The organism is Sporomusa acidovorans, assembly GCF_900101845.1.
Lineage (GTDB): Bacteria > Bacillota > Negativicutes > Sporomusales > Sporomusaceae > Sporomusa > Sporomusa acidovorans.
In genome coordinates this window covers 1-26,988 of record NZ_FNAM01000050.1, presented here as the reverse complement: position 1 = coordinate 26,988, position 26,988 = coordinate 1, and the positions used below count along the sequence as shown (strand labels likewise).

Genomic DNA, 26,988 nt, shown 5'->3' with positions numbered 1-26,988 from the left:
ATTTATGCAAAAAATAAGTTCAAGAAAGAAACGCAATGTATTGCTGACTTTGTCCATTGCGACCTGGATGATTACTCCCGCCTACGCGGCGGCAGAGGCGGTAGCTACCCGTGATGTTGTCATAACAGCCACACGGACAGAACAAGAGGTAAAAGATGTTCCCTCGGCAGTCGAGATTATCACCCAGGAGGAACTGGCTGCGAAAGGAGCGGCAACGCTGCGGCAAGCATTGGAAACAGCCACCAACATATCCTTCGGTGTGGACGGGATGAAAGGCTCAACGGTTTCCATTCGCGGCTCGGATGCGCGGCATGTTCTGATCCTGATTGACGGCAGACGGATTAGCGGTGAAGTATCGCTGGAACGCGGTAACTCCTTTGAAATCGACCGCATCGGTATGGAGAATGTCGAGAGAATAGAAATTGTTCGCGGGGCAACCAGTGCCTTGTACGGTTCTGACGCCATGGGCGGCGTGATTAATATTATTACGAAAAGACCGGATAAGCCGCAGCTAAGCCTGGAAGTGGAAGGGCGTAAGGCGGATACTTTTAGTAATGGCCGCAACTGGCTATTACGCTATGACGCCGGCAAACAAGGCCGTTTCGGCTGGTCACTGAGTGCCGGTGAGCGTAAAGAAGATCCGTTTACGCAAAGTAACGGCGATACCAATAATTATTATGGCATACGCCGTCCCTTTAATTTTCAGGGTGAGTGGCAAATAGGCGACCAGAGAAAAATCACTTTTGGTCTGGATTACTTGAAAGAAGAAACAAAGCGTATTAGCGGCAGTACCCGTTATGTCAATGATAATCAGCGAACAGATTACCATATTGGTTATGAAGGAAAAACGGCGGATACAGATTATAAAATTCGCTTCTATCAATCCGTCTATGATAAGGATTATGAAAGCAGAAACAAAAATACCAATATTTTAAGCGGCTTTGATGTCATTAAACGTACAATTAATACCCTGGAAGCCAATGCCAGCACGACTCTGAATCAAAACCACATCTTGACCTACGGTGCCGAATACCGTCAGGAAGATGTACGCGGTACCCGGATAGATTCCGGCAAGAATTCCTATATACTGACGCGCGAAGGAAAAACCTCGGCGGGATCAGAGGCGGGGTTAGACTATTATGCCGGTTATATGCAGGATGAATGGGTCGTTAATGACCGTTTGCTTGTTATTTCCGCATTGCGTTATGACGACAGTGATAAATTTAGCGGCGCTTTTAGTCCTAAAGTCGGTGCAACTTATAAACTTAAGCCTAATAGCCGCCTCAAGGCGAACATCGGTTACGGTTTTAAAACTCCAACAACCACTGAACTATATCACGCCTTCCAAATGGGGGGACTATACTATTTTGTCGGTAATCCTGATCTTGATCCGGAACGGTCAGTGAATTATGACCTAAGCTGGGAAGGAGAGGACGGTCCGCTGTCAGGGAAAATTGGGATTTTCCGCAACGAGATTAAGGATCTGATCAATACATATGATACCGGTGAAACCCTTTCCGGAGGAAAAATTAAAGTCAAGTCGTATAATAACATTGCGGAAGCACGTATGCAGGGCATTGAAGCGGAGATCGGACGAAAGATTACGGATAAACTGAAGTTTAAAGTCAACTATACCTATTTGGATGCGCAAAACAAAAAGGAAGGGATTCGCTTAGAGGATCGGGCCAGGCATTTAATTGGCGCTAGCCTGTCATATGTTGATAATGAAAAAGGCTTGACCGGGAGCTTATGGGGGACCTGGAAAGGGGATGTCATTGATTCCGATCGAAATACGAAGTCGTATGCTATCTGGAATGCTCTGGTAAGCAAAGAACTGGATCCGACTACTACCGTTTACCTTGGTGTAGATAACATTTTCAACTATAAGGATTATGATAATTGGATTAACGGTACTATTTACCGCACGGGAATAAAAATGAAATTTTAACAGGTCATAAATATATGTCTTTAATGCGTTGCGACAGGGACAATTAAAGACAGACTATTATTAACAGGAGAACCTGCAAAATTGGCAGGTTCTTTTTGCATATTTTAGTAGGATTTCATATATTAAAAAAATGCAGTAATGGATAATTCATCACTTGACTCATTCTAGCTATTCCAATCCTTTCTAATTTTCTAAATTCCCCATATAATTTCAACATATCGAATCTTAGAGTATACCAGAAAAATTTAACAATATGGAATAATCTTTTTAATTGATAATAATTATTAATTGTGTTATGCTTTACTCAAGCAATACATATAAAAACATTTGGAGGGATACTCATGAAATTATTATCATGGATTGTAAGTGAAATGGAGAAACGCGATAAGATGATAAAAAGGGCTACTCTTTTTGGAACTGTAAAATAATGCCGGATAAATCAATAAGTATCTTATAAAGCCCCAAGTCTAAGAATTTAGCTTGGGCTTTTTACTATAGAAGATGAATTAACTGAAGATACCGGGGAGTTTGAGGAGTAACTTCCGTAACATGGACTACTTCGATGAAACTCTGAGGAGTTGATTGTTGAGGTTATTGATCCGGAATGCTTGGATGATCGCTTATTGCACAAAAGCTTAGCAAGAGCAAGAAGCCCCGCTTATATTGATGGTATAAGCGGGGCTTCTTTAGTCAGCTGTTAGTTGTCGCTGAGGGTGAATGTTTTTCAGGTAGTAAAGAGTTAGGGCGACGCCCAGCATGGTGCGACCTTTTCAATGCTCTGTTTGCGGAAAACGATAGTTCAATTTGCAGCAGCTCTCAATTGGTTGAGCGAATCTAAACAAAAGTACCATAGCAGTTTATGCGTTATTATCCTCGGAAGTCGCTATTCTTTTTGCCCCAAACCCACTAGTACCTGTTGGCACGCTGCCGTTAGTGATTACATCGCTGGATGTATTCAGTTTATCCGCAGATGTGATGGCTTGCTGTTTATGGTTTAGCTTACTGGCATATTCCGAGTTGTCTTTCATATGTTTCCTCCTTAATTTATTAATACATTATTTATTATCAACCGGTAAAGAGGATAAATACCTGTAAATTTGTGATAGAGAGAATAGCCGTGTAACTTTTTCCTAATAGGTTAATACTAAGGGTAAGATTACCAAAATGAGAGGAAATAAGTTAGTGAATACGTACGAAAAAATTTACCAGTTGCATCATCTTATGGAAACAAAAACCTTTCAGGATCTAGCAGGACCGTATAAGGTTGGCGTTGATCTGGGGACTGCGGATGTTGTCCTGGCAGTAACGGATAGTTTTGGAAATCCGGTAGCAGGGAGTATGCGCTGGGCTTCGGTAGTTCGAGATGGCTTGGTCTATGATTTTAGAGGGGCAACCGAAATCGTCCATGAACTAAAGTCGGAAGTAGAGCAGATAATAGGCGTAAAACTGGAAAAGGGAGCAACTGCCATTCCCCCGGGAACGGTTGGGCGTAACGCCCTGGCGTGCAGCAACGTAATCGCCGGCGCCGGACTTGACCCTATATGCCAGGTTGATGAACCTGTAGCCGCAGCGCGAGCTCTGAATCTCGAACATGGTATCGTGGTAGACATTGGCGGAGGCACCACCGGTGTTGCCGTATTAAAGGAGGGCAGTCTGGTGTTTACTGCGGACGAACCAACAGGCGGCACCCATATCTCACTCGTGCTGGCAGGTGCCTATGGGATAACCTTTGAGGAAGCTGAAAAGCTGAAGAAAGATAGCAGTAATCACCAGCAGATTATGCCGGTTATTGTGCCTGTCATTGAAAAAATGGCTACAATCGTTAAAAGAGCACTCAATGACCAAGGCGATTTTACTGACTATCCCGTATATGTTGTTGGTGGAACGGCGTATTTAGATGGCTTCGAGTATCAATTCAGCAAAGCTTTTGGGAGAAAAGTTCATGTTCCGCCGCATCCACTACTGGTTACGCCCCTCGGGATTGCCATGTACAGCTAAATATAAACGAAAGACATAGTTACTGGCTTATGCCGCTGGCTATGTCCTTTTTGTATCCGCAAGAAGGCTCCTAGTGTACGCAATTTACTAATTTATATAATTGACGTAAATATACCTTCAATCTCTTCGACCGACCCCTGGCGGGGATTGGTCAGGCAGCAAATATCTGCAATAGCGTGTTCTGCAAGTAAAAGGATGTCTTTGGCGTTGAACCCTTTCACGGCTGTAAGTTTTGTAGGTAATCCCATCGCCTGATTGAGTTCGTTAATTTTGCTTATGACCAGTCTGGCACTCGCCTCAGTGGATAGATCACGGGTATCTATGCCGCTCATACGGGCGATATCGGCGTATTTGTGAGCGGCAACAGGCAGATTAAACTCCATTACGGCAGGCAATAAAAGTGCATTGCATACACCATGCGGTAAATTATAAAAGCCACCAAGCTGGTGGGCCATGGCATGTACATAACCCAGCCCCGCATTGTTAAAGGAAATACCGGCAAGGTATTCGGCGTAAACCATCATTTCTCTTGCCTCTAAGTTGTGTCCGTCTTTATAGACGGCCAGCAAGTTATTTAAAACCAACTCGACAGCTTTTAATGCCTTACAATCTGTAACCGGCGTGGCGTTAGTAGAAACGTAGGCCTCTATGCCATGGGTCAATGCGTCCATCCCCGTGGCGGCAGTGAGTCCTGGCGGCAGCCCGGTCATCAGCGCGGCGTCATTAACAGCAATAATAGGGGTTACGTGCCAATCGTTGATAGTCATTTTAGTACGCCGTTCTTCGTCAGTAATCACACAGAAGCGAGTTAACTCACTGCCTGTACCGGCGGTTGTATTGACGGCGATTAATGGAGCGGAAGGTTTAACCGATTTGTTATAACCTTCGTAGTCATGAATTTTGCCTGTGTTGGTTGACAGTAGCGCAATTGCTTTCGCACAATCATGTGGCGATCCGCCGCCAAAGGAAATTAAAAAATCACAGCCATTATCGCAATATAGCTTTAATCCCAGGTCCACTTGCGTGACAGTGGGATTGGGGGAAACGTCCTTATAAATAATATAGAAAGTTCCCGAATCATCTAAGAGCGAAAGAAGGCTATTGATCAGCCCGTTCTCGACCAGCATTTTATCCGTGACAATTAATGCTTTACGAAACCTCATTGGTTTAATATAGCTTATTACCTGCTCAAGACACTCTCTGCCCAGGATGCTTATAGGTGTCATAAAGTACTCGGTTATTTTTTTCAATCCCGATAAACCCCCCTCATTAACTGAAAGCTGCCAGTCACTACATATAATTTGCTAAAACAGCCAAGTTTAAACAGGGTAATGCTAGATGGTCTATTGGCGCTTATATAGTTTTTTTTTAGGTAAAAAGTTCGCATAAACCAAAGGCAATAGGAAAAGACTTATTACAGGTCTTTTTTTATTGCCTTTTCGTTTATGAAAAGTGTTAAACGAAAAATCATAAAGCGACTGCTATAGGTAGGGAAATATCGTGGAAAAAACAAGAGTAGTACAAGAATACGTACCCGGTAAACAAGTGACGTTAGCCCATCTCATTGCCAATCCTAAACGGGAGCTTTGCGATAGGCTTGGGATAGGCGACGAGGGTGCCGTGGGGATATTGACGATTACTCCGAGCGAGGCTGCTATTATTGCCGCCGATACGGCAACAAAAACGGCCAATGTTCAGATTGGCTTTATCGATCGTTTTACAGGTTCAGTAGTTCTGACCGGAAACGTATCTGCAGTCGAAGCGGCCTTAAGACAGGTGGTAAATCTGCTGGCCGAGGGTTTAGGCTTTACGGCAGCCAAGCTGACAAGATCCTGAAATCATGATTATGATAGTAGGTCCTGTAGGCGCTGGCAAAACCTCGTTAATGAATGCGCTCAATCGCAACTGTCTGAAAGCCGAGAAAACGCAGAGTATTTGTTTTACCGGCGGCATGATTGACACGCCGGGTGAATATGCGCAAATACCCCGTTTTTACAGTGCGCTTATGGTTACGGCAACCCAGGCCAAGCTAGTTATTATGGTTCAGGATTCAACGGACTTTAGCAAGCCCTTGCCGCCTGGCTTTGCCGGCATGTTTCCCCGTCCGGTAACCGGCGTAATCACTAAGATCGATATTGCCGGCTCAGACAACAGTAAGGCGCAGAATTGTTTAAAACAGGCCGGTGTGAAAGAACCCTATTTCTCTGTCTCGGCCCAATCAGGCGCAGGGATTGCAGAACTGACAAATTATCTCATGGAAAGGGGGTGTAAATGATGGGGGAAGCCTTAGGAATGATCGAGACCAAAGGGTTAGTTGGCGCTATTGAAGCAGCTGACGCTATGCTGAAAGCCGCGAATGTAGTACTGGTAGGATATGAAAAAATCGGTTCCGGTTTGGTCACCGTTATGGTTCGCGGTGACGTTGGCGCGGTTAAAGCAGCCGTAGATGCAGGGGCGGCTGCGGCTAAAAACGTGGGTGAAATTATGTCTGTCCATGTTATCCCACGACCGCATACAGATGTTGAAAAAATTCTTCCTAAAATTAAGTAGGCTAGTTCAGGAGGTGTAAGGGTATGCAAGAGAAGTTAATCGAACAGGTCATGGATGAGATAAAGAAACGAATGAATACCGAAACGAAAGCAACCTGCGCGACAGTCGATGCACCCCAGGCATATGCCACGCCGGGAATTACCGAGTTTGTCGGCACGGCGATCGGTGACACGGTAGGTCTGGTCATTGCCAATGTTGATGCAAGTCTGCATGAAAAGATGAAACTTGATCCTAAATTTCGTTCCATAGGAATTCTTGGGGCTCGCACCGGTGCCGGGCCGCATATTATGGCGGCCGATGAAGCTGTAAAGGCAACCAATACGGAGATAATCAGCATTGAATTACCCCGCGACACGAAAGGCGGCGCCGGCCACGGCTCTTTAATTTTGTTCGGAGCGGAGGAAGTGTCTGATGCCCGCCGGGCAATTGAAGTGGCGTTGTCGGAACTGGAACGTACTTTTGGCGACGTGTACGCCAACGATGCCGGCCATCTGGAATTACAATACACAGCCCGCGCCAGCTTTGCCATCCATAAAGCTTTCGCTGCGCCGCTCGGCAGGGCATTTGGCTTAATCGTCGGGGCACCAGCCGCCATCGGTGTTCTTATGGCTGACGTTGCTGTCAAAACAGCCAGCGTTGAGGTCGTTGGCTTTGCCAGTCCCGGGTCGGGAACCAGTTTCTCCAATGAGGTAATTTTGATGATCTCAGGGGACTCGGGAGCTGTAAGACAGTCAGTCATTGCCGCTCGCGAAGTCGGAAAGAAAGTTCTCGAAGCGATGGCCGGACCGGCTCCTTCGTCAACAACACCATATATCTAGACCAGGGGGAATATAAGTGAAGAGATCGAAACGTTTTGAGATGCTGGCTGCTCGTCCCGTAAATAAAGATGGCTTCGTAGTCGAGTGGCCGGAAGTAGGCCTTGTAGCTATGAGCAGCCCTAATGACCCAAAACCCAGTATTAAGATTGAGCAAGGAAAGATTGTCGAGATAGATGGAGTTCCAAGAGCACGTTTTGATTTTATCGATCAGTTTATTGCCGATTATGCCATTGATATCACGATAGCTGAACGGGCCATGGCCATGGAAGATGCGCAAATTGCCAAGATGCTGGTTGATGTTAACGTTTCGCGTGATGAAGTTATAAAAATTACCCAGGGATTAACACCCGCCAAAATTTTAGCCGTGCTAAATACCATGAACGTAGTAGAAATGATGATGGCTATGCAGAAAATGCGAGCCCGCAAAATTCCTTCCAACCAATGTCATGTGACCAATACGCAGGATAACCCTGTGCTCATTGCGGCCGATGCGGCTGAGGCGGCGCTGCGTGGCTTTGATGAAATGGAGACAACGGTCGCGGTTGTCCGCTATGCGCCTTTTAACGCCTTATCACTACAAGTCGGGGCCCAGGTCGGTCGCGGCGGCGTTCTTATCCAGTGCGCGCTAGAGGAAGCTACTGAGTTGTTGCTGGGTATGAGAGGTATCACGGCTTATGCGGAAACCATATCCGTTTACGGGACGGAAAACGTATTTGTCGACGGGGATGATACTCCCTGGTCAAAAGCGTTTTTGGCCTCTGCGTATGCTTCGCGCGGTCTTAAAATGCGTTTCACATCCGGGACGGGATCGGAAGTACAAATGGGCTACGCGGAAGGCAAGTCGATGTTATATCTGGAGATTCGCTGCATTATGCTCACCAGGGGGGCCGGTGTTCAAGGACTGCAGAACGGATCGGTAAGCTGCATTGGCGTACCAGCCGCGGTTCCTTCAGGCATTCGGGCGGTGCTGGGTGAAAACTTGTGCGCTGCCATGCTCGATCTTGAGGTAGCCTCAAGTAATGACCAAACTTTTACCCACTCCGATCTTCGCCGGACAGCCCGTACCTTAATGCAAATGCTCCCCGGTACGGATTTCATCTGTTCCGGTTACAGTGCCTCGCCGAACTATGATAACATGTTTGCCGGCTCTAACTGGGATGTCGACGACTATGACGATTGGAATATCATTCAGCGTGACTTAATGATAGATGGCGGACTCCAGCCTGTCTCCGAAGAGCAAGTTATTGCCATTCGCAATAAAGCCGCCAAAGCTTTGCAAGCGGTATTCAAAGAACTTGGTTTTCCCATAATTACGGATGAGGAAGTAGAAGCCGCTACCTATGCACATGGTACCAAAGACATCATTCAGCGCAATGTTGTCGAGGACATAAAGGCAGCGGAAGAAATGATGAAGCGTGGCATCACCGGCTTGGATATTGTCAAAGCTTTAGCGAAAAACGGTTTTGCCGATGTTGCCGAAAGTGTCCTGGGAACACTGAAACAACGGGTATCCGGTGACTACTTACATACGGCGGCTATTCTCGATAAACAGCTGAATGTTATTAGTGCAGTAAACAATAAAAATGATTATCGCGGACCTGGTACCGGCTATCGCCTCAGTAAAGAACGATGGGATGAAATTAAAAACATACGTCAAGCCATCAAGCCATCCGATTTTGACGTTTGATATTCGAAAATGGGGTGAAAAAAATGCAGATTAGTGAACAGATGATTCGTGAAGTAGTGGAACAGGTCTTAAGAGGTATGGAAAATTCGCCAGGTAACGTGCAGCCAGTTGCGAAAGCACCAACAGGCCGTACCATGACGCTTGTAGAAAAGAGCGAGGCGCGTCCGGGCAGTAGACCGGACGAGGTAATCATCGCCCTCGCGCCTGCTTTTGGTAAATATCAGAACAAAACAATTGTCAATATACCTCACTCGGACGTATTGCGGGAGATGATTGCCGGCATCGAAGAGGAAGGCATAAAAGCCAGGGTGATAAGAGTACTGAGAACGTCTGACGTTGCTTTTGCCGCGCATGATGCAGCCAAACTTAGCGGATCAGGGGTCGCCATTGGGATCCAATCAAGAGGTACTACTGTCATTCACCAAAAAGACCTGCCGCCGCTAAGCAACCTGGAGCTGTTTCCCCAATCGCCGTTACTGGACCTGGAAGCCTATCGGCAAATCGGGCGAAATGCGGCCAGATACGGTAAAGGAGAGTCGCCGACGCCCGTGCCGACAAGAAATGATCAAATGGCCAGACCTAAGTATCAGGCCAAAGCGGCTGTACTTCATATCAAGGAGACAGAGCATGTAGTCCCCGGTGCCAAACCAGTAGAATTGGAAGTCCAATTTTAACTAACGGAGGTGAGTGACATGGCTGATAACAAAATGCTGGAAGAAATAGTTAGGCAAGTGTTACAGTCTATGGTTCAAGGTTCGCAGACAAATTCAGCTACTAGTATGTATCAAGCACCCAATCAGGTACAAACGCAAGCTGCCAATGCCGGTTTAAACCCAGAACTTGATTATCCGTTGGTCAGCAAACGGCCTGAACTGTTGAAAACGCCGACAGGAAAGAAAATAGCGGAAATCACTTTGGAAAATGTTCTGAATGGCAGCATAAAAGCCGAGGATGTCCGGATTACTCCTGAAACCTTGCGGCTGCAAGCGGAAATTGCTGACGGCGTTGGGCGCTATCAATTTGCCGCTAATTTACGGCGGGCAGCCGAATTGGTGGCTATTCCCGATGCCCGGGTCCTTGAAATCTATAACGCCTTGCGTCCCAATAGATCAACAAAAAGCGAGTTGCTGGCAATAGCCGATGAGATGGAAGTAAAATATAACGCGAAAATTAATGCTGCCTTTGTCAGGGAAGCGGCCGATGTTTACGAGCGTCGTAATCGTCTGAGAACAGAGTAAGGTGGACGATAATGCCGACGATCGCGGGAATCGATATTGGAAACTCCACTACCGAAGTTTGTTTGGCGAGGATAGAAGCAGGCCAGGTTAGAGAATATCTGGCAAGCGGGATCACAAAAACAACCGGCATTAAGGGAACATTGGCAAATGTTCCGGGAATTATTATCGCCTTGGAAGAAGCGGTCGCCAAGGCAAAAATAACCTTAACGAGTATCGAGGAAATCCGGCTAAATGAAGCGACTCCCGTAATCGGTGATGTTGCCATGGAAACAATTACCGAGACGATTATTACGGAATCTACAATGATTGGTCATAATCCTTCCACACCCGGCGGGATCGGGTTAGGTGTCGGCATAACAGCAGCGTTTCGCGAGTTGCCAAACCTGGTCCCCGGGGAAAAGATCATTTGCTTAATACCACAGGGAATTGACTTCGAAGATGCGGCCCGGGGGATCAATGACGCAGTGGCGCGCGGCGTTGCTGTTCAGGGGGCTATCGTCAAACAAGACGATGCCGTTCTGATTGTCAACAGACTGAATAAGAAGTTGCCTGTAGTTGATGAGGTTACCTTGCTTGACAAGGTTCCGCTGGGAATGTTGGCGGCTATCGAAGTGGCCGCGGCGGGACAGACCATTCAAACATTGTGCAATCCATATGGTATTGCAACTATGTTTAACTTGACCGCTGACGAAACCAAAATGGTCGTACCCATTGCCCGGGCACTGATTGGCAACCGTTCCGCCGTTGTTGTAAAAACCCCGGCAGGAGACGTGAAGGCCAGGGCGATACCGGCCGGCTTTATTACCATAATGGGAGAAAAAGGAAAAACCGATATCGATGTCGATATGGGGGCGGAAGCCATCATGGAAGCTATCGAGCGCGTTCAGCCTTTAACCAATGCCCAAGGGGAAGCCGGGACTAATGTGGGCGGCATGCTGGAACGGGTCCGTAAGGTTATGGCTGAGCTTACAAACCAGCCTGTAAGCGATATGAAAATTCAGGATCTCTTAGCAGTCGACACCTTTGTGCCGCAAAAGGTGCAAGGGGGGCTAGCCGGAGAGTTTTCCCTGGAAAACGCAGTCGCCTTGGCGGCTATGGTAAAAACAAGCCGGCTGCCTATGCAGCAGATTGCTGATAAATTGACACAGCAGCTCGGCATACGGGTAGTTATCGCCGGTGTCGAAGCTAACATGGCCATCAAAGGGGCACTAACCACCCCTGGTACTGATAAGCCGTTAGGAATTCTGGATATGGGGGGCGGCTCAACCGACGCCGCCATCATAACCAAGGAGGGTAAAGCAACCTCCATTCATCTAGGCGGCGCCGGCGACATGGTTACCATGTTGATTAATTCAGAGTTAGGGCTGAATGACTTTGATTTAGCCGAAGATATCAAGAAACATCCCTTGGCGAAAGTAGAAAGCTTGTATCACATTAGAATGGAAGACGGCGCCGTGCGGTTTTACGACACGCACCTGCCGCCCCATGTTTTTGCCAGAGTAGTTATCTTGAAGGAAGATGGAATGGTTCCTATCCCGTCGGCACACTCCCTGGATAAAATTCGTCATGTTCGCCGGGAGGCCAAAAAACGCGTGTTTGTGGCCAATACCTTGCGTTCTTTAGCCCGGATTGCGCCTACCGGTAATATTCGCCATATTGAGTTTGTAGTGCTGGTAGGCGGGTCGGCCATGGACTTTGAAGTTGGCGACATGGTGACTGATGCTTTAGCGCAGTACGGCATTGTCTGCGGCCGCGGTAATATTAGGGGAACGGAAGGCCCCAGAAACGCGGTGGCGACAGGTCTGGTGCTATCTTATCTTCAAGGTGGAACATAATGATGCACTCCGACATAAAACTCATCAAACCCAGCATTGTGATTTGTATTTCTGAGGATGGCCAAGACGAATATAAAATCAGAGAGATTAAAGCGGGAATTGAGGAAGAAGGCATACCCTACAGCCTGCTGCAGGCCAAAAACAGTGATGCCATAGCGCTGGCCTGGCAGGCCGCTGCTGCCTCGCAGTTAGGTGTTGGTGTTGGCGTTAGTCCGGCAGGAGTATGCATTCATTACCACAAATTATCGGAAGATACGCCGCTGTTTATTTCCGAGACAGCAAGCAATCCCGGGATTTGGCGGCAATTTGGCTATAATGCGGCCCGGCTGGTAAAAGGACTTCCTTTTAAGGATAACGATAACCGAAAGAGTGTAATTGATATTGACGACGAGGCCCAGTTATATGAGCAGGTTTACCAAATCGTTATGAAAGTACTGAGTGAGACTGCTCAAGGGGCGGGGAGGTCAACGTATGTTTAAGAACGCCTTAGGATTAATCGAAGTAGTAGGGCTCACGGCCGGCATGGAAGCTGCGGATGCAGCCGTGAAAGCAGCTAATGTGGAATTAATCGGCTACGAGCTTACTAAAGGCGGGGGCATGGTAGTAATAAAAATCAGCGGCGACGTAGGCGCCGTCCAGGCAGCCATCGCGGCCGCCGCGGCAGCCGCTTCCAAGGTAAGCACGGTCGTCGCTTCCCATGTAATACCCAGACCGGGCTACGGGCTGGAAAATATAATTATTACGCAAGAAACGGTTGGGGCTAAGCCCAGCCTGCCGCAGAAACCGGCTAAGAAACAAAGCGGCAACGAAGACGAGGTGGCGGGGGAGGCAGAAGAGCCTTCTGACGATACGGAGAGTATCCCGGAAGAGAAACCGGCAGGGATATGCAACATCTGTGGCGACCCCGCGTGCCAGCGGCGAAAGGGGGATCCGAAATCAACTTGCATTCACTATAACAAAGGCCATAAGGAGGAATAAACTATGCGCGGAGAGGCATTAGGAATGGTGGAAACCAAAGGTTTAGTGGGTGCGATCGAAGCTGCCGATGCGATGGTAAAGGCCGCAAATGTAGTGTTGATTGGGTATGAAAAAATAGGCTCAGGCTTAGTATCGGTTTTTGTTCGCGGTGATGTTGGCGCTGTGAAGGCAGCCACCGACAGCGGTGCGGCGGCTGCGCAGCGAGTGGGTGAGCTTGTTTCTGTCCATGTAATACCTCGTCCTCATACCGACGTGGAAAAGATTTTACCGGCCAGCAGGTCGTAGTGCGCTGAATATAGACAGGGCAGGGTGAAGCTATGGAACAGGCAGTAGTTGAGCAGATCGTAAAACAGGTATTAGCGAAATTGCCGGGACAGTTAGCGATGGGTATTCCTGTAGGTGTCTCCAACCGGCATATCCATATATCCTCTGAGCATATGGAAACATTGTTTGGCCAGGGCTACTCGCTGACCAAAGATAAAGACTTAAAACAGGTTGGAGAATTTGCGGCTAAAGAAACCGTAACTTTGGTAGGACCAAAAGGCGTACTAGCCAAAGTGCGTATTCTTGGTCCGGTCAGAAAAATTACGCAAATAGAAATATCCAGGACGGACGGCTTTATTCTAGGGATTGAGCCACCAGTCAGGGATTCAGGTCAAATTGAAGGATCGCCGGGAATTGTTGTTGCCGGATCTAAAGGGGCCGTTACTCTGCGGCAAGGAGTAATTTGTGCTGCCCGTCATATTCACATGCCTGCAGCGGACGCAGCAAGGTTTCATGTCGTTGATGGCGACCGTGTGGTTGTTACCATACCGGGGGCACGCGGGGGAACCTTTGCCAATGTGCTTGTAAGGGTTCACCCCAATTTTCGGCTGGAGTTTCACCTTGATACCGATGAAGCCAACGCAGTCGGGCTAAAGAACGGAAATTTTGTCACCTTAGCCTAACGGAGGTGAACCAGTGGACAATGAGCTCGTGGAGCAAATCACAGCGGAAGTATTGAGACAGCTTGAAAATCAGGGTTATCCCAACCAAGCTCATCAAAAGAGCATTTATCAAGCGCTGACAATTTTTACCGGCGGTACAATTGGGCTGGAAGCAAGTTTAGCGCAATTAAAAAGCATTCAGGCAGACAATGTTAAGTTGATGACAGTTGTCTTATCCGCAGCTGCGGAACGTATAATCGGCGTAACCAGAATAAAAGAAATCCTCGGTGCTGCTGTGCAAGTCCATACCTCGCGTTCTTCCTATCCGGGGAAAGAACTGCGGGAGGCGGATATAGTGCTTATGCCGGTATTAACGCAGAATACGGCGGCTAAACTCGCTTATACTCTGGCTGATTCCCTGGTGCCCACGCTGGTGCTGCAAGCTTTGATGCTGGGAAAAACAGTCGTAGCTGCCGTCAATGCCGCGGATCCCTATGATAAGGAACGCCGGCAAAAAGGTATGTGTAAACAGCCGGCCCTGTTGGCTGTATTGGCAGAGAATCTGCACAAAATACAAAACTACGGCATCCGGCTTGTCAGAGCCGAGGATCTGGCTGCGGAAGTTCATGGGGTACTATTCCGGCCGCAAAAGCCGGCTGGTTTGGACAAGGCTTTACAGAAAAAGGTTCTTGATGCGGGAACTGTACGGAACGCCGTACTGGCAGGGGAAAAAACTATCATTATTGAGGAAAACGCGATTATAACGCCGTTGGCACTGGATGTTGCCCGGGAACTAAAAGCTGATATCATACGCCGAATGGACTTATAGCCGGAAGGAAGAGAAGTATGTGGGTAGGAAAAGTAATTGGCACACTGGTGGCAACGCCCAAAGATGAGAGTTTGACCGGCAGCAAGCTGTTAATTGTACAACCTCTCACAGGGGGTAATGACAGCAGTAAGTATATAGTTGCCATAGATACCATCGGTTCGGGCACGGGGGAAACCGTTCTTGTCGTCGAAGGCAGTTCGGCCCGCCACGTTCTGGGCAATCCGGCCGCGGCCGTGGATGCGGCCATAATTGGCATTGTCGACAATATGGAGATTAATAAAGACTTACTGAGGAGTAGCCTACCATGAAGGTGTATACAAAGACCGGTGATGCGGGATTAACAAGCCTGTTAAGTAAGGAAAGGGTTTATAAAGACAGCGCCAGAGTACAGGCCTATGGGACTGTGGATGAAGCCAATGCGGCCATGGGGCTGGCCAAATCCCTAATAGAGAAAGATTGGGCGAAAGAGATTATCCACAACATTCAAGCGGAACTAATCGCTTTAAATGCTGATTTGGCAACTGCGGAAGCGGTGAATAATGCCGACTTTCGAATTTCCCCCAATCACATTAACAGCCTTGAGAAGTTAATTGATTCCCTGGAAGAGCGTCGCATTCCCCAGCCATATTTCGTTACGCCCGGGAGTACCGCTGCCAGCGCCGCTCTTGACTTGGCCAGGACTATTACCAGGCGAGCCGAGCGGTGTGTTGTTGCGCTGGGCCGGCAGGAGCGGGTTTCTGCACCGGTTCCCTTATACTTAAACCGTTTGTCGGACTTATTATTTGTGCTGGCAAGATGTGTCGAGCAGGAGGAACTGGTTGCCAATATTACTAAAAAGGTACGGGGCATCCTTGAGCCTGTACCGGGTAATGATAGAGAAAAACTCAGCCTGCCCGTTTTGACCAAAGCCAGACAGATGATTGACGCGGCCGGACATAAGGCTCGGGAAATGGGTATCGCTATGGTTATGGCTATTGTTGATGCTAACGGAACACTGGTTGTTCAGGAACGAATGGATAATTCACTTCTGGCCAGCGTATCACTGGCGTTAGATAAGGCCTATACCGCCGTTGCGCTACGCATGCCGACAGAGCAAGCTGCCAGCTTAGTTACTCCTGGACAGGAACTTTACGGAATCAATACGACTCACCATGGCCGGTTAGTTGTGTTTGGCGGCGGGCTTCCCATCTATGACCAGGGGATTCTCTATGGCGGTATTGGCGTAAGCGGCGGTTCTGTAGACCAGGATATTCTAGTGGCCAAAGCCGGTTTGGCTGTATTTTAGGAGGGTACGTATATGGAAATTGACCAAAGTCTTATTGCCCGCATTGCGGCTGAAGTTATGGCCAAAGTACAAAAAGAAGCTGGTTCAGGTTCGCGTGGTATGGGGATTTTTGCAACAATCGATGAAGCTGTGGAAGCGGCCCGGTTAGCGCAAAAACAACTGCGTAAACTCACCATAGAAAAAAGGGAAGTTCTGATCACTGCCATGAGGGAGGCAGCTTATAAAAATGCTGCCATTTTGGCGGAAATGGCTGTAAATGAATCAGGCATGGGCCGCGTTGCTGATAAAGTTCTTAAAAATCAACTGGCAGCCCGCAAAACTCCGGGTACGGAAGATTTAAAAACCGAAGCGTGGAGCGGTGACAAAGGCCTGACTTTAATTGAACGAGGTCCTTATGGTGTTATTGGCGCTATTACTCCCACAACCAATCCGTCCGAGACAGTTATCAATAACGGTATCAGTATGGTTGCCGCCGGTAATTCAGTTGTGTTCAGTCCGCATCCGACGGCTAAAAACACTTCCCTGCACACAATTAGACTTTTAAATGAGGCGATTATTAGCGCCGGGGGGCCGGCGAATTTACTTACGGCAGTCGCTGAACCCTCTTTAGAGGCAACTAACGCTATGATGGCCCATCCGCATATCAATATGCTGGTGGCTACCGGTGGTCCTGCCGTGGTGCGGGCGGTGATGTCTTCCGGTAAAAAAGCCATTGGCGCAGGCGCAGGCAACCCGCCGGTTATTGTTGACGAGACAGCCAATATTGAAAGGGCGGCCAAGGATATTATTGCTGGTTGTTCCTTTGATAATAACTTGCCCTGTATTGCGGAGAAGGAAGTCATCGCCGTTGGTTCGATCGCTGACCGATTGATCGCCTATATGCAAAAGTATGGCGGCTATTTGATTTCAGGACAGGATATTGATCGCCTTGTGAAAGTTGTCCTTACGGAGAATGCTGAATTGGCCGCTTCCGGCTGCACGGAAAAGCCGAAAAGAACGTACGCGGTTAACAAAAAATTTGTTGGTAAAGACGCGAAGTACATACTTAAGCAAATTGGCATTGACGTGCCTGATGACATTCGCGCAGTGATTTGCGAGACCGAGGCTGATCATCCCTTTGTTCTGGAAGAACTGATGATGCCGGTACTGCCGGTAATTCAAGTAAATAACGTTCAGGAGGCTATCGAGCTGGCCGTGAGTGTTGAACATGGAAACCGGCATACTGCGGTAATGCATTCCCGAAATGTTGATAACCTAACTAGGTTTGCCAAAGCGGTGGAAACCACCATCTTTGTAAAGAATGCTCCTTCTTTTGCAGGAATCGGTGTTGGGGGCGAAGGTTTCACAACGTTTACCATTGCCGGGCCCACCGGTGAAGGACTTACCTCTGCCCGGAGCTTCACCCGGCAGCGCCGCTGCGTGCTTGTTGATGCGCTGTCGGTAGTGTAAAAGCTGATTAACGCCCAAAAGAGGGAAGGTGTACGCGTGCGCGAGAAAATTGTTGCGGCAGTTAAAGAGGCCGGTATTGTCGGGGCTGGCGGCGCCGGTTTCCCCACCTACGTAAAGGTTAATGCCGACGCAGATACGATTATTGTTAACGGCGCCGAATGCGAACCTTTGCTGCGTGCCCATCAAAATATCATGGCCAGTGAAAGCGAACGGCTGGTTTTAGGTCTCCAGTCCGTTATGGTAGCCACCGGGGCTCGCCGTGGTTATATTGGCCTGAAGAAGAAGTATGCAGAGGCAGTGGCGAATTTACAGAGAGCGTTAGGTCAGCGCGGCGCTCAAGATATTGAATTGTTCTTTTTACCCGATATGTACCCTGCGGGGGACGAGCAAGTTCTTGTCCATGAGGTGACAGGGAGAATTGTGCCCGAAGGCGGGATTCCATTACACGTTGGTGTCGTTGTTGCCAATGTTGAGACCCTGGTTAATGTAGCCAATGCCTTGGAGGGACAACCTGTTATTGACAAGTATGTTACCGTGACAGGTGCCGTCAATCATCCTATTACGGTGAAAGCTCCTATTGGCATGCCTGTCGGCGAGCTTTTGCAGCTGGCTGGCGGGGCGGCAATCCATGATTATGCCATAATTGACGGTGGTCCCATGATGGGGCGGCTCGTTGCAGCGGACGCCGTGGTTACCAAAACGACAGGCGGGATTATTTTACTGCCGTCAGCGCATACTTTAATTGTGCAAAAGAGAACGCCGTGGTCAGTAATTGCCAATAGAGCCAAAGCTGTTTGCTGCAACTGCCGAGGCTGCACAGATGTTTGTCCGCGCTATCTGCTTGGACACCGGCTGGAACCCCATCGCATTATGCAGGCCATCGGCAGTGGGCAAATGAATGAGCCGGAGGTTCTTGCCAAAGCCTTTTTGTGTTCGGAATGCGGCGCGTGTGAAGCCTATGGCTGCACCATGGGGTTATCGCCACGCCGGGTAAACGCTGAATTAAAAAGACAGTTTAGCAAGGCCGGCATAAAGAACCCTAACACGAACAAACCGGAATGCGCACATTTGGGCCGCGAGAACCGCCGGATACCCACTAAGCGCTTGCTGTACCGCCTAGGGTTGGAACAGTATGATGTAAAGGCTCCGTTAGGTTCCGAACCGGTTGTAGCAAAAGACGTAAGACTCTTGCTCTCGCAGCATATAGGGGCTCCCTCTAAACCAATTGTTGAGATTGGTACAAGTGTAAACAAAGGCGATAAGGTAGCCGTTATTCCTGATGGGGCGGCCTTAGGTTCCATGCTGCATGCCAGTATAGCGGGACAAATTTATAACATTGACAGATGGATTGGTATTCGAACAATCTAAGTAGAAGAAGGGAGCTAGCTATGAAACGTGCCATTGGGTTAATGGAGATTAAAAATATCGCTAAAGGGCTATTAGCCGCCGATGCGATGCTCAAAGCGGCTAATGTTGAATTAATTATGGCAAATCCTTTATGCCCGGGGAAATACATAGTTATGGTTGCCGGCGATGTTGGCGCCGTACAAAGTGCGGTGCGCAGCGGACATAGCGCCGGCGGGTCTGAAAACATAGTGGATGAGACAGTTCTGCCGAATATTCATGATGATATATTTAAAGCTATATCCGGCAGTACGGAAATAAAGAGCATTAGAGCGTTAGGGGTCATTGAGACCTATTCCGTGGCAGCCGCTATCGTTGCTGCTGATACGGCGGCTAAGTCGGCTGCTATTGAACTTATGGAAGTACGGTTGGCACGCGGTATGGGCGGAAAAGCCATAGTCTCTTTTACTGGGGAGATAGCATCGGTAAACTCCGCTGTACGTGCCGGCACAGCGGCCATACAGGATAAAGGCTTTCTTGTTGATCAGTTGGTTATCGCGGCACCGCACCACGCCTTGCATAAAGCATTGTTTTAGTTACATAACCGGAAAAAGGAGGAAAAAATATGTATTCTGCGGTTGAGTTAGCAGCTGCCTTTGGCGGAGGAGTATTAGGGGCGGCCCTGGGAGCGCTGCCTGCCTTTATCATGGCAGGTATTCTTGTATTAGCTAATATGCCGGATATGGCCTTTGGCCCATATTTTGGCCCGCACATAGCCTTCGCGGGCGGCGTAGCCGCTACAGCCTTTGCCGCTAAGCGCGGTTTGGACGCGGGAAATAATATATTAGCGCCGTTAGTAAAAATAAACGATGGCGTAACCTTGTTAGTGGGTGGGCTATTTGGGGCAGCAGGATTATTAGTGCAAAAATGGCTTGCCAGCATGGCTACGCCGACAGATACTGTAGCGTTAACCGTTGCTCTGTCCGGTATAGTTGCTAGAGTAGTATTTGGCAATAGAAAACTATTGGGTGGATATTCTATACCGGACGGAAAAACAGCTCTCTTATTAATCAGCTTAGGGCTGGGCGTCGGCCTAATTTCCGGTTATGCTGCGATTGTTACCAAAAACGTTGTATTGCCTTTCGGAGTAGCCGCTACATCTTTACTGTTTCTTCAGTTTATGGGGGTTGGTCCGGTAACGCATCATCTGGCATTGCCGGCCGCGCTTGCCGCAGCGGCAGCAGGAAACGTCTGGACAGGGGGCTTATTTGGAATTCTAGGTGCGCTCATTGGCGATTTCTTCGGCAAAACGATGAATAGCGGCAATACGCATGTGGACCCGCCAGCGCTGACAATTGCCTTACTTACGACTATTGTCCTGCTATTCTTTAAGTAGAGATTGACCTTGCAAACTAGGCTTCGGGATTCTATTAAGAGAAGGAGCGAAACTGTCTGGTATGAGTTTATATCATGTAAATAAATCGAAAAAACCTACTTCGGGTTTTAAGTGTACGGCGTGCGGCTATCTCTGGACAGCGGCTGATTCGACACATGAAAAATGCCCCAAGTGTGGCTATCATTGCAATCCATATGCTTGCCAGGCAGTTTCACCTGCGCAAAAGGATTTACAGAGGTGGTAAAAAAGCTGAAGGATGCAGGCTGGTTTTCCGGTCTTCCTCCTTCAGCTTTTTGTTGAAATTCTCTTTTAATATTTTGTTTGCCGAGCGAGATGTTTTATAATATAACATAAAAATGGGAATTTTTAAAAAGGTGGTTAAATGAAAAAGAACGTTTTTATTGCACCTTATCAGGAGATATTTGACTCTGGACAGAAGATTATCGAAGATTTAGGCCTAACCAACAAATTTGAATGTTTTTCGGGTGACATAGCGCAGGGAATAGCTATTGCCAGACAGGTTGAACGGGAGGGGGCCGATGTAATCGTTACTCGCGGCGGTACTGCCGAATTGATTACCAAAGCCGGAATTAAGGTACCTGTCGTGGAAATTCCGATTACTTTTCAAGATCTGGCAGAAGCATTACTGGCTGCTAAAGCAATTACTAAGAGAGAAAATCCTAAAGTTGCCATTATGGCCTTCCAGAACATGATCCGCAGTATTGAGGTTTTCGCCAAGGTTATGGATTTTCAGCTTAAGGTCTATTTATTAAAATCGGAAAAGGAGATATCTCCGACTATACAAAGCGTCCTCAATGATCAGCCGGATATTCTGATTGGTGGGATTCGTACAACAAAAATTGCCGCCAAACAAGGACTCAAGACAATCCTGCTGACATCAGGCGAAGAGTCACTGCGGACCGCCTTTTTACAGGCTGAACGGGTATCTTTTGCCCGTCAGTTGGAAAAAGAGCGAATGCGTAAGTTTCGCGCCATGATCGATTATTCGGTGCAGGGGATTTTTAGTATTGACCGGCATAAACGGATTGAATTTATGAATGCGGCGGCAGAAAGTTTTGTAGGATTCCCCTTAAGCCAGGTTAAGGGGAAAAACTTGGTAACAATTTATCCCGAGATCCCCTTGGATGCCTGTTTGCAGGAGGGGAAAGTCTGCCGGGGTGAATTTGTTCAATTTCAAGGCCGAAAATTTATGGCCAACATTATTCCAATTGATATTGACGGCAGTATTATCGGCGCTATGATTACACTGGAAGATATCGGACAAATTGTTGAGATGGAAGCTACGATTCGCAAAAAAATTTATACCAAAGGCCTGCTGGCGCAGTATCATTTTAATGACATTATTGGCATTTCGTCGCAAATTGCTAAAGTGAAGCAAATGGCAGAAGACTATGCGCATATTGATGCCACTGTTTTAATTCAGGGAGCATCGGGAACAGGCAAGGAACTATCTGCCCAAAGCATTCACAATGCCAGTCAACGGCAAAACCGTCCGTTTGTTGCCGTAAATTGCGGCGCCATTCCAGCAACTATCTTAGAAAGTGAATTGTTTGGGTATGTAGAAGGCGCGTTTACCGGCGCCAATAAAAAAGGAAAAGTTGGTTTTTTTGAATTGGCGCATGGTGGCACCATATTCCTTGATGAAATTGGGGAAATGAACAAGCTGGCGCAAACGTCTCTATTGCGCGTGATTCAGGAAAAACGGATTATGCGGTTGGGCGATGATAAGTACTTGCCGGTCGATGTCAGAATTATTGCCGCAACCAACAAGCTGCTTGCTCAGTTAGTTGCCCGCGGGGATTTTAGGGAAGATCTTTATTATCGGATCAATGTTCTTCCTCTGCCGTTGCCTTCGCTTAAAGAGCGAAGCGGCGACGCCGGCATTCTGGCTGAACATTTTATCAGTGTATTTAATAAAAAATTTCAGCGGGAAGCAGCGCTATCGGCAGGCGCCAAAGAACTGATTAACGGTTATGAATGGCGGGGAAATATCCGGGAACTTTTGAATGTAATGGAAAGGATTGTGATTGTCTCTAAGGAGAAAGTTATTACGGCTGATTTTATGGAAACAATGTTGGATATTTCGCTTGCCCCCCAAACACAAAAAACTTTTCCGCCGGCCGCAGAAGAAGAGGAATGTTTAGAAAAAACAACGATTTTACGCATTTTAAAAGAGACAAATTATAATCAAAAAGAAGCTTCCAAACGGCTCGGGATTAATCGTAGCACACTATATCGGAAACTAAAATCTTATAATATTCAATTACAAAAAACCTGCAACGTGTAGTGCAGGTTTTGCAATAAATATTGCAGCCTGCAACTTATGTTGCAGGCTTTTTTATTCAATAATTGCGAAAATACATGATTTTCGCAATTGGCATGTTTGTTGCAATAATAAGAGTTGTATGCATACAAAACCGGAAATCTGAGTTGTTCGATCATAACGAAAGGGGCGAATGCAATATTCACTTAGCCGTCCGGATAATTAGTGTGACGCATAGCTGGTGGTGTGGCGCAGTTTTGTAATTAATTGGCTGGAACGGAGAGGTGGCTTGTAACTAGTGATTCGGAATTTTTTTTAGATAACGAAAGTGGATGATCACGTATGACTCTGATTTTTAAGACTGCTGTTTGGTTTTTAGTATGGCTTCATATAGTTAACCCGTTTGTCAGCGTAAATTTAACAATGGTTACCGGAATCTGTGCCATTATTGTTTTAATAAGCGGCCTGGCAATAATGGGGAAAAGCTATAGAAAGGCAACACTGACCTTTCTGATAAGTGGTTCGGCGATGCTGCTTTATTTTCATGAACCATTATCTATTTGGCTAATGGCCGCCGGTACCCTGACAAATGTCATTGCCATCCTTGTTATGATGCAGATCTTTTCTATACCAATCCAAGTGGGTCAATATAACAGCGCTATCCGCTACTGGCTGAATCGGTTTTGCAAAAGTGAGGATGGACTTTTTTTATTCACAACAGCGGCAACACATGTTTTTACCAGCTTTTTAATGTTTGGAGCCATTCCGGTTGTGATAGCTTTGATGGAGAAAACCTTAAAAGGGCGGGTTCAGGAGTATGAAAGATTCCTGGCGACCGCTACTTCCCGCGGCTATGCACTTGCCTCGTTATGGGCTCCGGGAGCCATCAATCTTTTTCTAGTGGTACAGGCGACAGGGGTAGCTTGGTCTGCGGTTTTTGTGCCTGGTGTAATACTCAGTTTGCTAGGGATATTGCTAGCTTATCTGTTAGAAAGAAAATCCTTTGAAACTGTACAAAAAAGCCAGTTTGCTTCAGCTGCCCAGGCCACGACAAATGATGCGGCAGCGGAACGGGGTAAGGCAGACCATATTATTTGGGTTGTCCTGGGGCTCATTCTGATCACTTTGATTTTGGATAAACTGCATGTTGGCAATTCTTCCAACCGCATTCTTCTCGCCGGGCTTATCATCGGGTTATCTTGGTTATCCCTGTTTTTTCACCAGCCGGTATTAAAAACAGCGATCAGGGATTATTGGCGAAGCAGCGTTATAAAAGCAGGTGATTTAGCTCCGTTTTTTGTCGCTATGGGGATTTTTTCCACAGCTCTGGAGCAATCAGGAATATTGGGGGGTATCCAGGTTGAATTGCAGTGTTTCGCAAGCTGGTTGGGGGCCTTCGCTATTATTGCCATTCCGCTGCTGGTGGTAGCCGCAGCTGTGCTGGCTATTCATCCTTTCATCACAATCGTAATGTTTGGTAAGATTCTTACCGTACTCAATTTACCTTTTTCGTCGATAACGGTTGCTTTATGTCTGGCATTGGGGGGAAGCATTTCTTATATGGTCTCACCTTTTGCCGGTGTAATTATGACTATAGGAAAATTTGTTGGCGCAAAAGCAAGTGATGTGTCCCTTACTTGGAACTGGCGATATAGTCTGATCTATTTTGCTATGGGTATCTGTTTTGCTTATTTCTGGGGGCAATGGCTGGCATAAGATTATTGTGACTGCAATGTTTGATGCAAGTGTTGCGACAGATGATGCGTATTTACCGGGTATACGAAATAAACTCATTCTCGTATCGTTGATTGTCGGATTACTGGAGGGGATGCCTTTAGGCAGTGTTACTGCTTCGATCTATAAAGGTATAGGCGGTCAATTAAACAGTTTAATTCTTATTCTTGCCTTTGGTGCTATGCTGGGCAAGCTGCTGGCGGATTCCGGAGCTGCCCAGCGGATAGCAACTACCTTTATTAACATGTTCGGGAAAAAGAATGTTCAGTGGGCCATGATTGTTACTTCCATTATTGTTGGCATTACCATGTTTTTCGAAGCAGGCTTTATTGTTTTAATTCCGATTATCTATACGATTGTTGCTGAAACCGGTTTGCCGCTCATGTATGTTGGTTTACCTGCCGTTATTGGGTTATCTACAACGCATAGCTTTTTACCTCCCCATCCCGGGCCGGCAGCAGTAAGTACCATTTTTGGCGCCAGCATGGGACATACCTTGTTATTAGGGCTTCTTATTGCCATTCCGGCAGCAGTGATTGTGGGGATTTTTTATTCAAGAACAAACTTTGTGTTATCGGCCAAAGCTTCGATTCCTGCCGGTCTGGTAACAACTAAGGTCTTTAAAGAGGAAGAAATGCCGGGATTTGGAGTTAGCATTTTCTCTGCTTTGATTCCTATCCTATTAATGGCTATTAGTACTTTGGGCGATCTTACACTGTCTAAAAAAGATCCCATATTGGTTTATCTTCATTTCTTTGGCGATGCACCGATTGCGTTACTGCTCAGCGTTCTTGTCAGTATGGTTACGCTTGGGACTAACCGTGGTAAAAAATTAGAAGAAGTCGTTGCCAGTATGGGTGTTTCTGTGAAATCTATTGCCATGATCATTTTGGTTATTGCGGCCGGCGGTGCTTTTAAACAAGTTATCGTCGATGCCGGGGTTGGCAAGGCGATTACCGCAATGACAGCGGGCCTCAATATTTCTCCTATTGTTCTTGCCTGGATAATCGCTGCTACTTTAAGAATTGCGGTAGGTTCGGCAACCGTTGCTATCAAATGCAGGGTGAAGCGTATGCCCATTTTCATATTATGCTGACAGATCATACGTATCAGGCTTTTGGTGGCCATTTGAACGCCGCCTGGGTGGGCGCGACTTGCGAATTAGTGTTGGATGTGATCAATGGCCGGGTGGGCAGAAAATTCAGTAAAGAAATTGGTCTCAATCTGTTTGAATTTAGCAACTGAAAGCGAACACAAGATGTGAATGCATTCAACCTATGCATAAACCAACCGGCAAGGAATAGCCTTGTCGGTTGGTTTAGGGGACAAATAGGGACGGTTCTTGACTTGCCTATTGATTGGCATTAAGGAAATAGACAGTAGTAGAATTTTAAGTATTCTTTCGAAATCGAGACATTCTACTGTAAGAAAATATATGGATTACGTTGCGGAAGAAGAGCTTGACTTAATAATCATGGACGTAGAAGATGACATACTTACAGGAAATAGGCGACACGGTAAAAATATTTTTAATATAACCCAAGCCGAAGAATGGTTACTTTTGAAGAACTTGTCGAAAATATAGGACAAAGGAATGCGGTTATCAAAGAGATAAGAAAAAATTCGTCGATTGCGTTAAAACAGATTGGCCAGCTTTTGGGGAAATCAGTGAATTTAAGGTAAGTCGTATACTCAAAAATAGTGATAGCAAGTTTAGAACCGTCCCTACTTGCTTCTAGAACCGTCCCTACTTGCTTCTCCCCTGCTTGCTCCTACTTGCGCCTGAATGGTAAAAGAAAAACCCAGCAAGACGGAAAATTCTGTCAAGCCTGGGTTTTGTTATTTGCGAAATTAGGTATTCGCAGGCGCGTCTGTTTGTTTAACCTAATTGGTGGCGGCCTTCACCGTTATTCGTCCAAATTTAAGTGTTGGTTGGAGAAACGCCACCTGACTCACAAAAAAATAAGCGCATAAGTTCTTTCGAATTTACACACTTAATTTTACACTCTTGTCATTTTATTTATCCGTCCTATATTTATCAAAATTCTCCTCATTAATCGGTAAAAGAAATATTACTGGATCAAGCTGTAAGCCGGCAGCTATTGCGAATAAGATATCTAATGAATAGGTAACATCTGAATTTGAAGCCTCAATTTTGCTTATATAGCTTTTGCTATAGTTGATCTTTTCGCCGAGTGCTTCTTGCGATAGACCGCGTTTATTACGATAGAAAGCAATTCGTCTGCCAATTTTCCGGTATTTTTCTAAAAAGTTTTCCTGCACATGGTTCACCTCATAATTTATTATATTCGTGGATTATTGATTAAAATTTCAAATATAATGATATGATTGTACTGCGAAAAGTTAATTTATGACCTTGTTATCACTGTTGCTGTAAATTTTAAATCGGCTACAGCCACATCTTTTCCTATTACGTATATATGTCGCTGCATCTCCAAGCTACTTACCCCTAAAATTAATGATCTAATTATTACTCGTCTGTTAAAAGGACAGACTAACCCCTTGAGGTGGTGTTGTAGGAAATGACGTAGCTACCTGCTTGATTGTTTCCTTGGTTTTTCTGGCTAGATAGGTAATGAATTGCTGGAAATTATGCCCGATTATTTTGAGACCAACTACAGCGCTGACCTTATGCTTACCACGAACTGCTAGTTTGCCAAGTCCTTGA

Annotated in this window: 30 protein-coding genes; 26 read left to right on the top strand and 4 right to left on the bottom strand. The window is 46.7% G+C overall.

Annotated features, from left to right (window positions below):
* Nucleotides 1-4: 4 nt before the first annotated feature.
* A complete protein-coding gene (locus BLR65_RS23965) occupies nt 5-1,948 on the top strand; it encodes a TonB-dependent receptor plug domain-containing protein (RefSeq protein WP_169716948.1) in 1,944 nt (647 codons plus the stop codon).
* Between the two features lie 857 nt (nt 1,949-2,805).
* Here BLR65_RS23965 and BLR65_RS30100 read toward each other — a convergent pair.
* Nucleotides 2,806-2,976, bottom strand: coding sequence for a hypothetical protein (locus tag BLR65_RS30100; protein ID WP_169716947.1), 171 nt, complete (start codon nt 2,974-2,976; stop codon nt 2,806-2,808).
* A 154-nt stretch (nt 2,977-3,130) separates the two neighbouring features.
* Between BLR65_RS30100 and eutJ the strand changes: the two genes are divergently transcribed.
* Entirely contained in the window at nt 3,131-3,946 is an 816-nt protein-coding gene (eutJ, locus tag BLR65_RS23960; protein ID WP_093796679.1) for an ethanolamine utilization protein EutJ, read from the top strand.
* Between the two features lie 92 nt (nt 3,947-4,038).
* Here eutJ and BLR65_RS23955 read toward each other — a convergent pair whose 3' ends face one another.
* On the bottom strand, nt 4,039-5,196 hold the full coding sequence (locus BLR65_RS23955; RefSeq protein ID WP_245693013.1) for an iron-containing alcohol dehydrogenase: 1,158 nt from the start codon (nt 5,194-5,196) through the stop codon (nt 4,039-4,041).
* A 250-nt stretch (nt 5,197-5,446) separates the two neighbouring features.
* On the opposite strand from BLR65_RS23955, the gene eutS reads away from it, so the two are divergent.
* From eutS to BLR65_RS30090, 24 genes are all read left to right on the top strand, one after another.
* Complete coding sequence (eutS, locus tag BLR65_RS23950; protein ID WP_211285191.1) at nt 5,447-5,782, top strand: ethanolamine utilization microcompartment protein EutS; 336 nt, start codon at nt 5,447-5,449, stop codon at nt 5,780-5,782.
* A gap of 10 nt (nt 5,783-5,792) precedes the next feature.
* Nucleotides 5,793-6,221 carry a EutP/PduV family microcompartment system protein gene (locus BLR65_RS23945; RefSeq protein WP_245693012.1) on the top strand — a complete coding sequence of 143 codons (429 nt, stop codon included), beginning with the start codon at nt 5,793-5,795 and terminating at the stop codon, nt 6,219-6,221.
* Complete coding sequence (pduA, locus tag BLR65_RS23940) at nt 6,218-6,496, top strand: propanediol utilization microcompartment protein PduA (protein ID WP_093796676.1); 279 nt, start codon at nt 6,218-6,220, stop codon at nt 6,494-6,496. The genes BLR65_RS23945 and pduA (BLR65_RS23940) overlap by 4 nt, the downstream gene beginning before the upstream one ends.
* A gap of 23 nt (nt 6,497-6,519) precedes the next feature.
* Complete coding sequence (gene pduB, locus BLR65_RS23935) at nt 6,520-7,314, top strand: propanediol utilization microcompartment protein PduB (protein WP_093796675.1); 795 nt, start codon at nt 6,520-6,522, stop codon at nt 7,312-7,314.
* 16 nt (nt 7,315-7,330) lie between these two features.
* Nucleotides 7,331-9,001 (top strand): propanediol/glycerol family dehydratase large subunit, encoded by a 1,671-nt coding sequence (locus tag BLR65_RS23930; RefSeq protein ID WP_093796674.1) that lies wholly within the window; start codon nt 7,331-7,333, stop codon nt 8,999-9,001.
* Nucleotides 9,002-9,024: 23 nt separating this feature from the next.
* Nucleotides 9,025-9,675 (top strand): propanediol/glycerol family dehydratase medium subunit, encoded by a 651-nt coding sequence (locus tag BLR65_RS23925; protein WP_093796673.1) that lies wholly within the window; start codon nt 9,025-9,027, stop codon nt 9,673-9,675.
* A gap of 18 nt (nt 9,676-9,693) precedes the next feature.
* On the top strand, nt 9,694-10,239 hold the full coding sequence (locus tag BLR65_RS23920; protein ID WP_093796672.1) for a diol dehydratase small subunit: 546 nt from the start codon (nt 9,694-9,696) through the stop codon (nt 10,237-10,239).
* Nucleotides 10,240-10,250: 11 nt separating this feature from the next.
* Complete coding sequence (locus BLR65_RS23915) at nt 10,251-12,074, top strand: diol dehydratase reactivase subunit alpha (protein ID WP_093796671.1); 1,824 nt, start codon at nt 10,251-10,253, stop codon at nt 12,072-12,074.
* Nucleotides 12,074-12,553, top strand: coding sequence for a glycerol dehydratase reactivase beta/small subunit family protein (locus tag BLR65_RS23910; protein ID WP_211285190.1), 480 nt, complete (start codon nt 12,074-12,076; stop codon nt 12,551-12,553). The genes BLR65_RS23915 and BLR65_RS23910 overlap by 1 nt, the downstream gene beginning before the upstream one ends.
* On the top strand, nt 12,546-13,052 hold the full coding sequence (locus BLR65_RS31895) for a BMC domain-containing protein (RefSeq protein ID WP_093796670.1): 507 nt from the start codon (nt 12,546-12,548) through the stop codon (nt 13,050-13,052). The genes BLR65_RS23910 and BLR65_RS31895 overlap by 8 nt, the downstream gene beginning before the upstream one ends.
* 3 nt (nt 13,053-13,055) lie before the next feature.
* Nucleotides 13,056-13,337 (top strand): propanediol utilization microcompartment protein PduA, encoded by a 282-nt coding sequence (gene pduA / locus BLR65_RS23900; RefSeq protein WP_093796669.1) that lies wholly within the window; start codon nt 13,056-13,058, stop codon nt 13,335-13,337.
* A gap of 32 nt (nt 13,338-13,369) precedes the next feature.
* Entirely contained in the window at nt 13,370-13,999 is a 630-nt protein-coding gene (locus tag BLR65_RS23895) for a phosphate propanoyltransferase (RefSeq protein ID WP_211285189.1), read from the top strand.
* Nucleotides 14,000-14,012: 13 nt separating this feature from the next.
* Nucleotides 14,013-14,807, top strand: coding sequence for a flavoprotein (locus BLR65_RS23890; RefSeq protein ID WP_093796668.1), 795 nt, complete (start codon nt 14,013-14,015; stop codon nt 14,805-14,807).
* 17 nt (nt 14,808-14,824) lie between these two features.
* Nucleotides 14,825-15,115, top strand: a complete 291-nt coding sequence (locus tag BLR65_RS23885; protein WP_093796667.1) for a EutN/CcmL family microcompartment protein — start codon at nt 14,825-14,827, stop codon at nt 15,113-15,115.
* Nucleotides 15,112-16,092 (top strand): cob(I)yrinic acid a,c-diamide adenosyltransferase, encoded by a 981-nt coding sequence (locus BLR65_RS23880; RefSeq protein ID WP_093796666.1) that lies wholly within the window; start codon nt 15,112-15,114, stop codon nt 16,090-16,092. Before BLR65_RS23885 ends, BLR65_RS23880 begins: the two co-directional genes overlap by 4 nt.
* A gap of 12 nt (nt 16,093-16,104) precedes the next feature.
* Nucleotides 16,105-17,541, top strand: coding sequence for an aldehyde dehydrogenase family protein (locus tag BLR65_RS23875; RefSeq protein ID WP_093796665.1), 1,437 nt, complete (start codon nt 16,105-16,107; stop codon nt 17,539-17,541).
* A 36-nt stretch (nt 17,542-17,577) separates the two neighbouring features.
* Entirely contained in the window at nt 17,578-18,909 is a 1,332-nt protein-coding gene (locus BLR65_RS23870; protein WP_093796664.1) for a 4Fe-4S dicluster domain-containing protein, read from the top strand.
* Between the two features lie 20 nt (nt 18,910-18,929).
* Nucleotides 18,930-19,481 (top strand): BMC domain-containing protein, encoded by a 552-nt coding sequence (locus tag BLR65_RS23865; RefSeq protein ID WP_093796663.1) that lies wholly within the window; start codon nt 18,930-18,932, stop codon nt 19,479-19,481.
* A 29-nt stretch (nt 19,482-19,510) separates the two neighbouring features.
* Nucleotides 19,511-20,281, top strand: coding sequence for a DUF7973 family transport facilitator (locus BLR65_RS23860; protein WP_093796662.1), 771 nt, complete (start codon nt 19,511-19,513; stop codon nt 20,279-20,281).
* Between the two features lie 382 nt (nt 20,282-20,663).
* Nucleotides 20,664-22,589 carry a sigma-54-dependent Fis family transcriptional regulator gene (locus BLR65_RS23850; protein ID WP_093796660.1) on the top strand — a complete coding sequence of 642 codons (1,926 nt, stop codon included), beginning with the start codon at nt 20,664-20,666 and terminating at the stop codon, nt 22,587-22,589.
* A gap of 318 nt (nt 22,590-22,907) precedes the next feature.
* The gene (locus BLR65_RS23845) at nt 22,908-24,281 is read left to right on the top strand and encodes a hypothetical protein (protein WP_093796659.1); all 1,374 of its coding nucleotides are present in this window, start codon (nt 22,908-22,910) and stop codon (nt 24,279-24,281) included.
* Entirely contained in the window at nt 24,250-25,395 is a 1,146-nt protein-coding gene (locus BLR65_RS23840) for a gluconate:H+ symporter (protein ID WP_211285188.1), read from the top strand. The genes BLR65_RS23845 and BLR65_RS23840 overlap by 32 nt, the downstream gene beginning before the upstream one ends.
* On the top strand, nt 25,389-25,544 hold the full coding sequence (locus BLR65_RS30095; protein WP_176772800.1) for a PPC domain-containing DNA-binding protein: 156 nt from the start codon (nt 25,389-25,391) through the stop codon (nt 25,542-25,544). The genes BLR65_RS23840 and BLR65_RS30095 overlap by 7 nt, the downstream gene beginning before the upstream one ends.
* A gap of 109 nt (nt 25,545-25,653) precedes the next feature.
* On the top strand, nt 25,654-25,884 hold the full coding sequence (locus BLR65_RS30090; protein ID WP_093796658.1) for a hypothetical protein: 231 nt from the start codon (nt 25,654-25,656) through the stop codon (nt 25,882-25,884).
* 431 nt (nt 25,885-26,315) lie between these two features.
* On the opposite strand, the gene BLR65_RS23830 is transcribed toward BLR65_RS30090, so the two are convergent.
* Nucleotides 26,316-26,582 (bottom strand): helix-turn-helix domain-containing protein, encoded by a 267-nt coding sequence (locus BLR65_RS23830; protein WP_093796657.1) that lies wholly within the window; start codon nt 26,580-26,582, stop codon nt 26,316-26,318.
* Nucleotides 26,583-26,801: 219 nt separating this feature from the next.
* A partial coding sequence (locus BLR65_RS30085; RefSeq protein ID WP_218130666.1) for a hypothetical protein occupies nt 26,802-26,988 on the bottom strand: 187 nt, incomplete at its 5' end.

Excerpts from the sequence above, each read along its gene's own strand:
- BLR65_RS23965 (WP_169716948.1), top strand. The coding sequence starts at position 5 with ATGCAAAAAATAAGTTCAAGAAAGAAACGCAATGTATTGCTGACTTTG.
- BLR65_RS30100 (WP_169716947.1), bottom strand. The coding sequence starts at position 2,976 with ATGAAAGACAACTCGGAATATGCCAGTAAGCTAAACCATAAACAGCAA.
- BLR65_RS23945 (WP_245693012.1), top strand. The coding sequence starts at position 5,793 with ATGATAGTAGGTCCTGTAGGCGCTGGCAAAACCTCGTTAATGAATGCG.
- pduA (WP_093796676.1), top strand. The coding sequence starts at position 6,218 with ATGATGGGGGAAGCCTTAGGAATGATCGAGACCAAAGGGTTAGTTGGC.
- pduB (WP_093796675.1), top strand. The coding sequence starts at position 6,520 with ATGCAAGAGAAGTTAATCGAACAGGTCATGGATGAGATAAAGAAACGA.
- BLR65_RS23925 (WP_093796673.1), top strand. The coding sequence starts at position 9,025 with ATGCAGATTAGTGAACAGATGATTCGTGAAGTAGTGGAACAGGTCTTA.
- BLR65_RS23920 (WP_093796672.1), top strand. The coding sequence starts at position 9,694 with ATGGCTGATAACAAAATGCTGGAAGAAATAGTTAGGCAAGTGTTACAG.
- BLR65_RS23915 (WP_093796671.1), top strand. The coding sequence starts at position 10,251 with ATGCCGACGATCGCGGGAATCGATATTGGAAACTCCACTACCGAAGTT.
- BLR65_RS23910 (WP_211285190.1), top strand. The coding sequence starts at position 12,074 with ATGATGCACTCCGACATAAAACTCATCAAACCCAGCATTGTGATTTGT.
- BLR65_RS31895 (WP_093796670.1), top strand. The coding sequence starts at position 12,546 with ATGTTTAAGAACGCCTTAGGATTAATCGAAGTAGTAGGGCTCACGGCC.
- pduA (WP_093796669.1), top strand. The coding sequence starts at position 13,056 with ATGCGCGGAGAGGCATTAGGAATGGTGGAAACCAAAGGTTTAGTGGGT.
- BLR65_RS23895 (WP_211285189.1), top strand. The coding sequence starts at position 13,370 with ATGGAACAGGCAGTAGTTGAGCAGATCGTAAAACAGGTATTAGCGAAA.
- BLR65_RS23885 (WP_093796667.1), top strand. The coding sequence starts at position 14,825 with ATGTGGGTAGGAAAAGTAATTGGCACACTGGTGGCAACGCCCAAAGAT.
- BLR65_RS23880 (WP_093796666.1), top strand. The coding sequence starts at position 15,112 with ATGAAGGTGTATACAAAGACCGGTGATGCGGGATTAACAAGCCTGTTA.
- BLR65_RS23875 (WP_093796665.1), top strand. The coding sequence starts at position 16,105 with ATGGAAATTGACCAAAGTCTTATTGCCCGCATTGCGGCTGAAGTTATG.
- BLR65_RS23865 (WP_093796663.1), top strand. The coding sequence starts at position 18,930 with ATGAAACGTGCCATTGGGTTAATGGAGATTAAAAATATCGCTAAAGGG.
- BLR65_RS23860 (WP_093796662.1), top strand. The coding sequence starts at position 19,511 with ATGTATTCTGCGGTTGAGTTAGCAGCTGCCTTTGGCGGAGGAGTATTA.
- BLR65_RS23850 (WP_093796660.1), top strand. The coding sequence starts at position 20,664 with ATGAAAAAGAACGTTTTTATTGCACCTTATCAGGAGATATTTGACTCT.
- BLR65_RS23845 (WP_093796659.1), top strand. The coding sequence starts at position 22,908 with ATGACTCTGATTTTTAAGACTGCTGTTTGGTTTTTAGTATGGCTTCAT.
- BLR65_RS30095 (WP_176772800.1), top strand. The coding sequence starts at position 25,389 with ATGCTGACAGATCATACGTATCAGGCTTTTGGTGGCCATTTGAACGCC.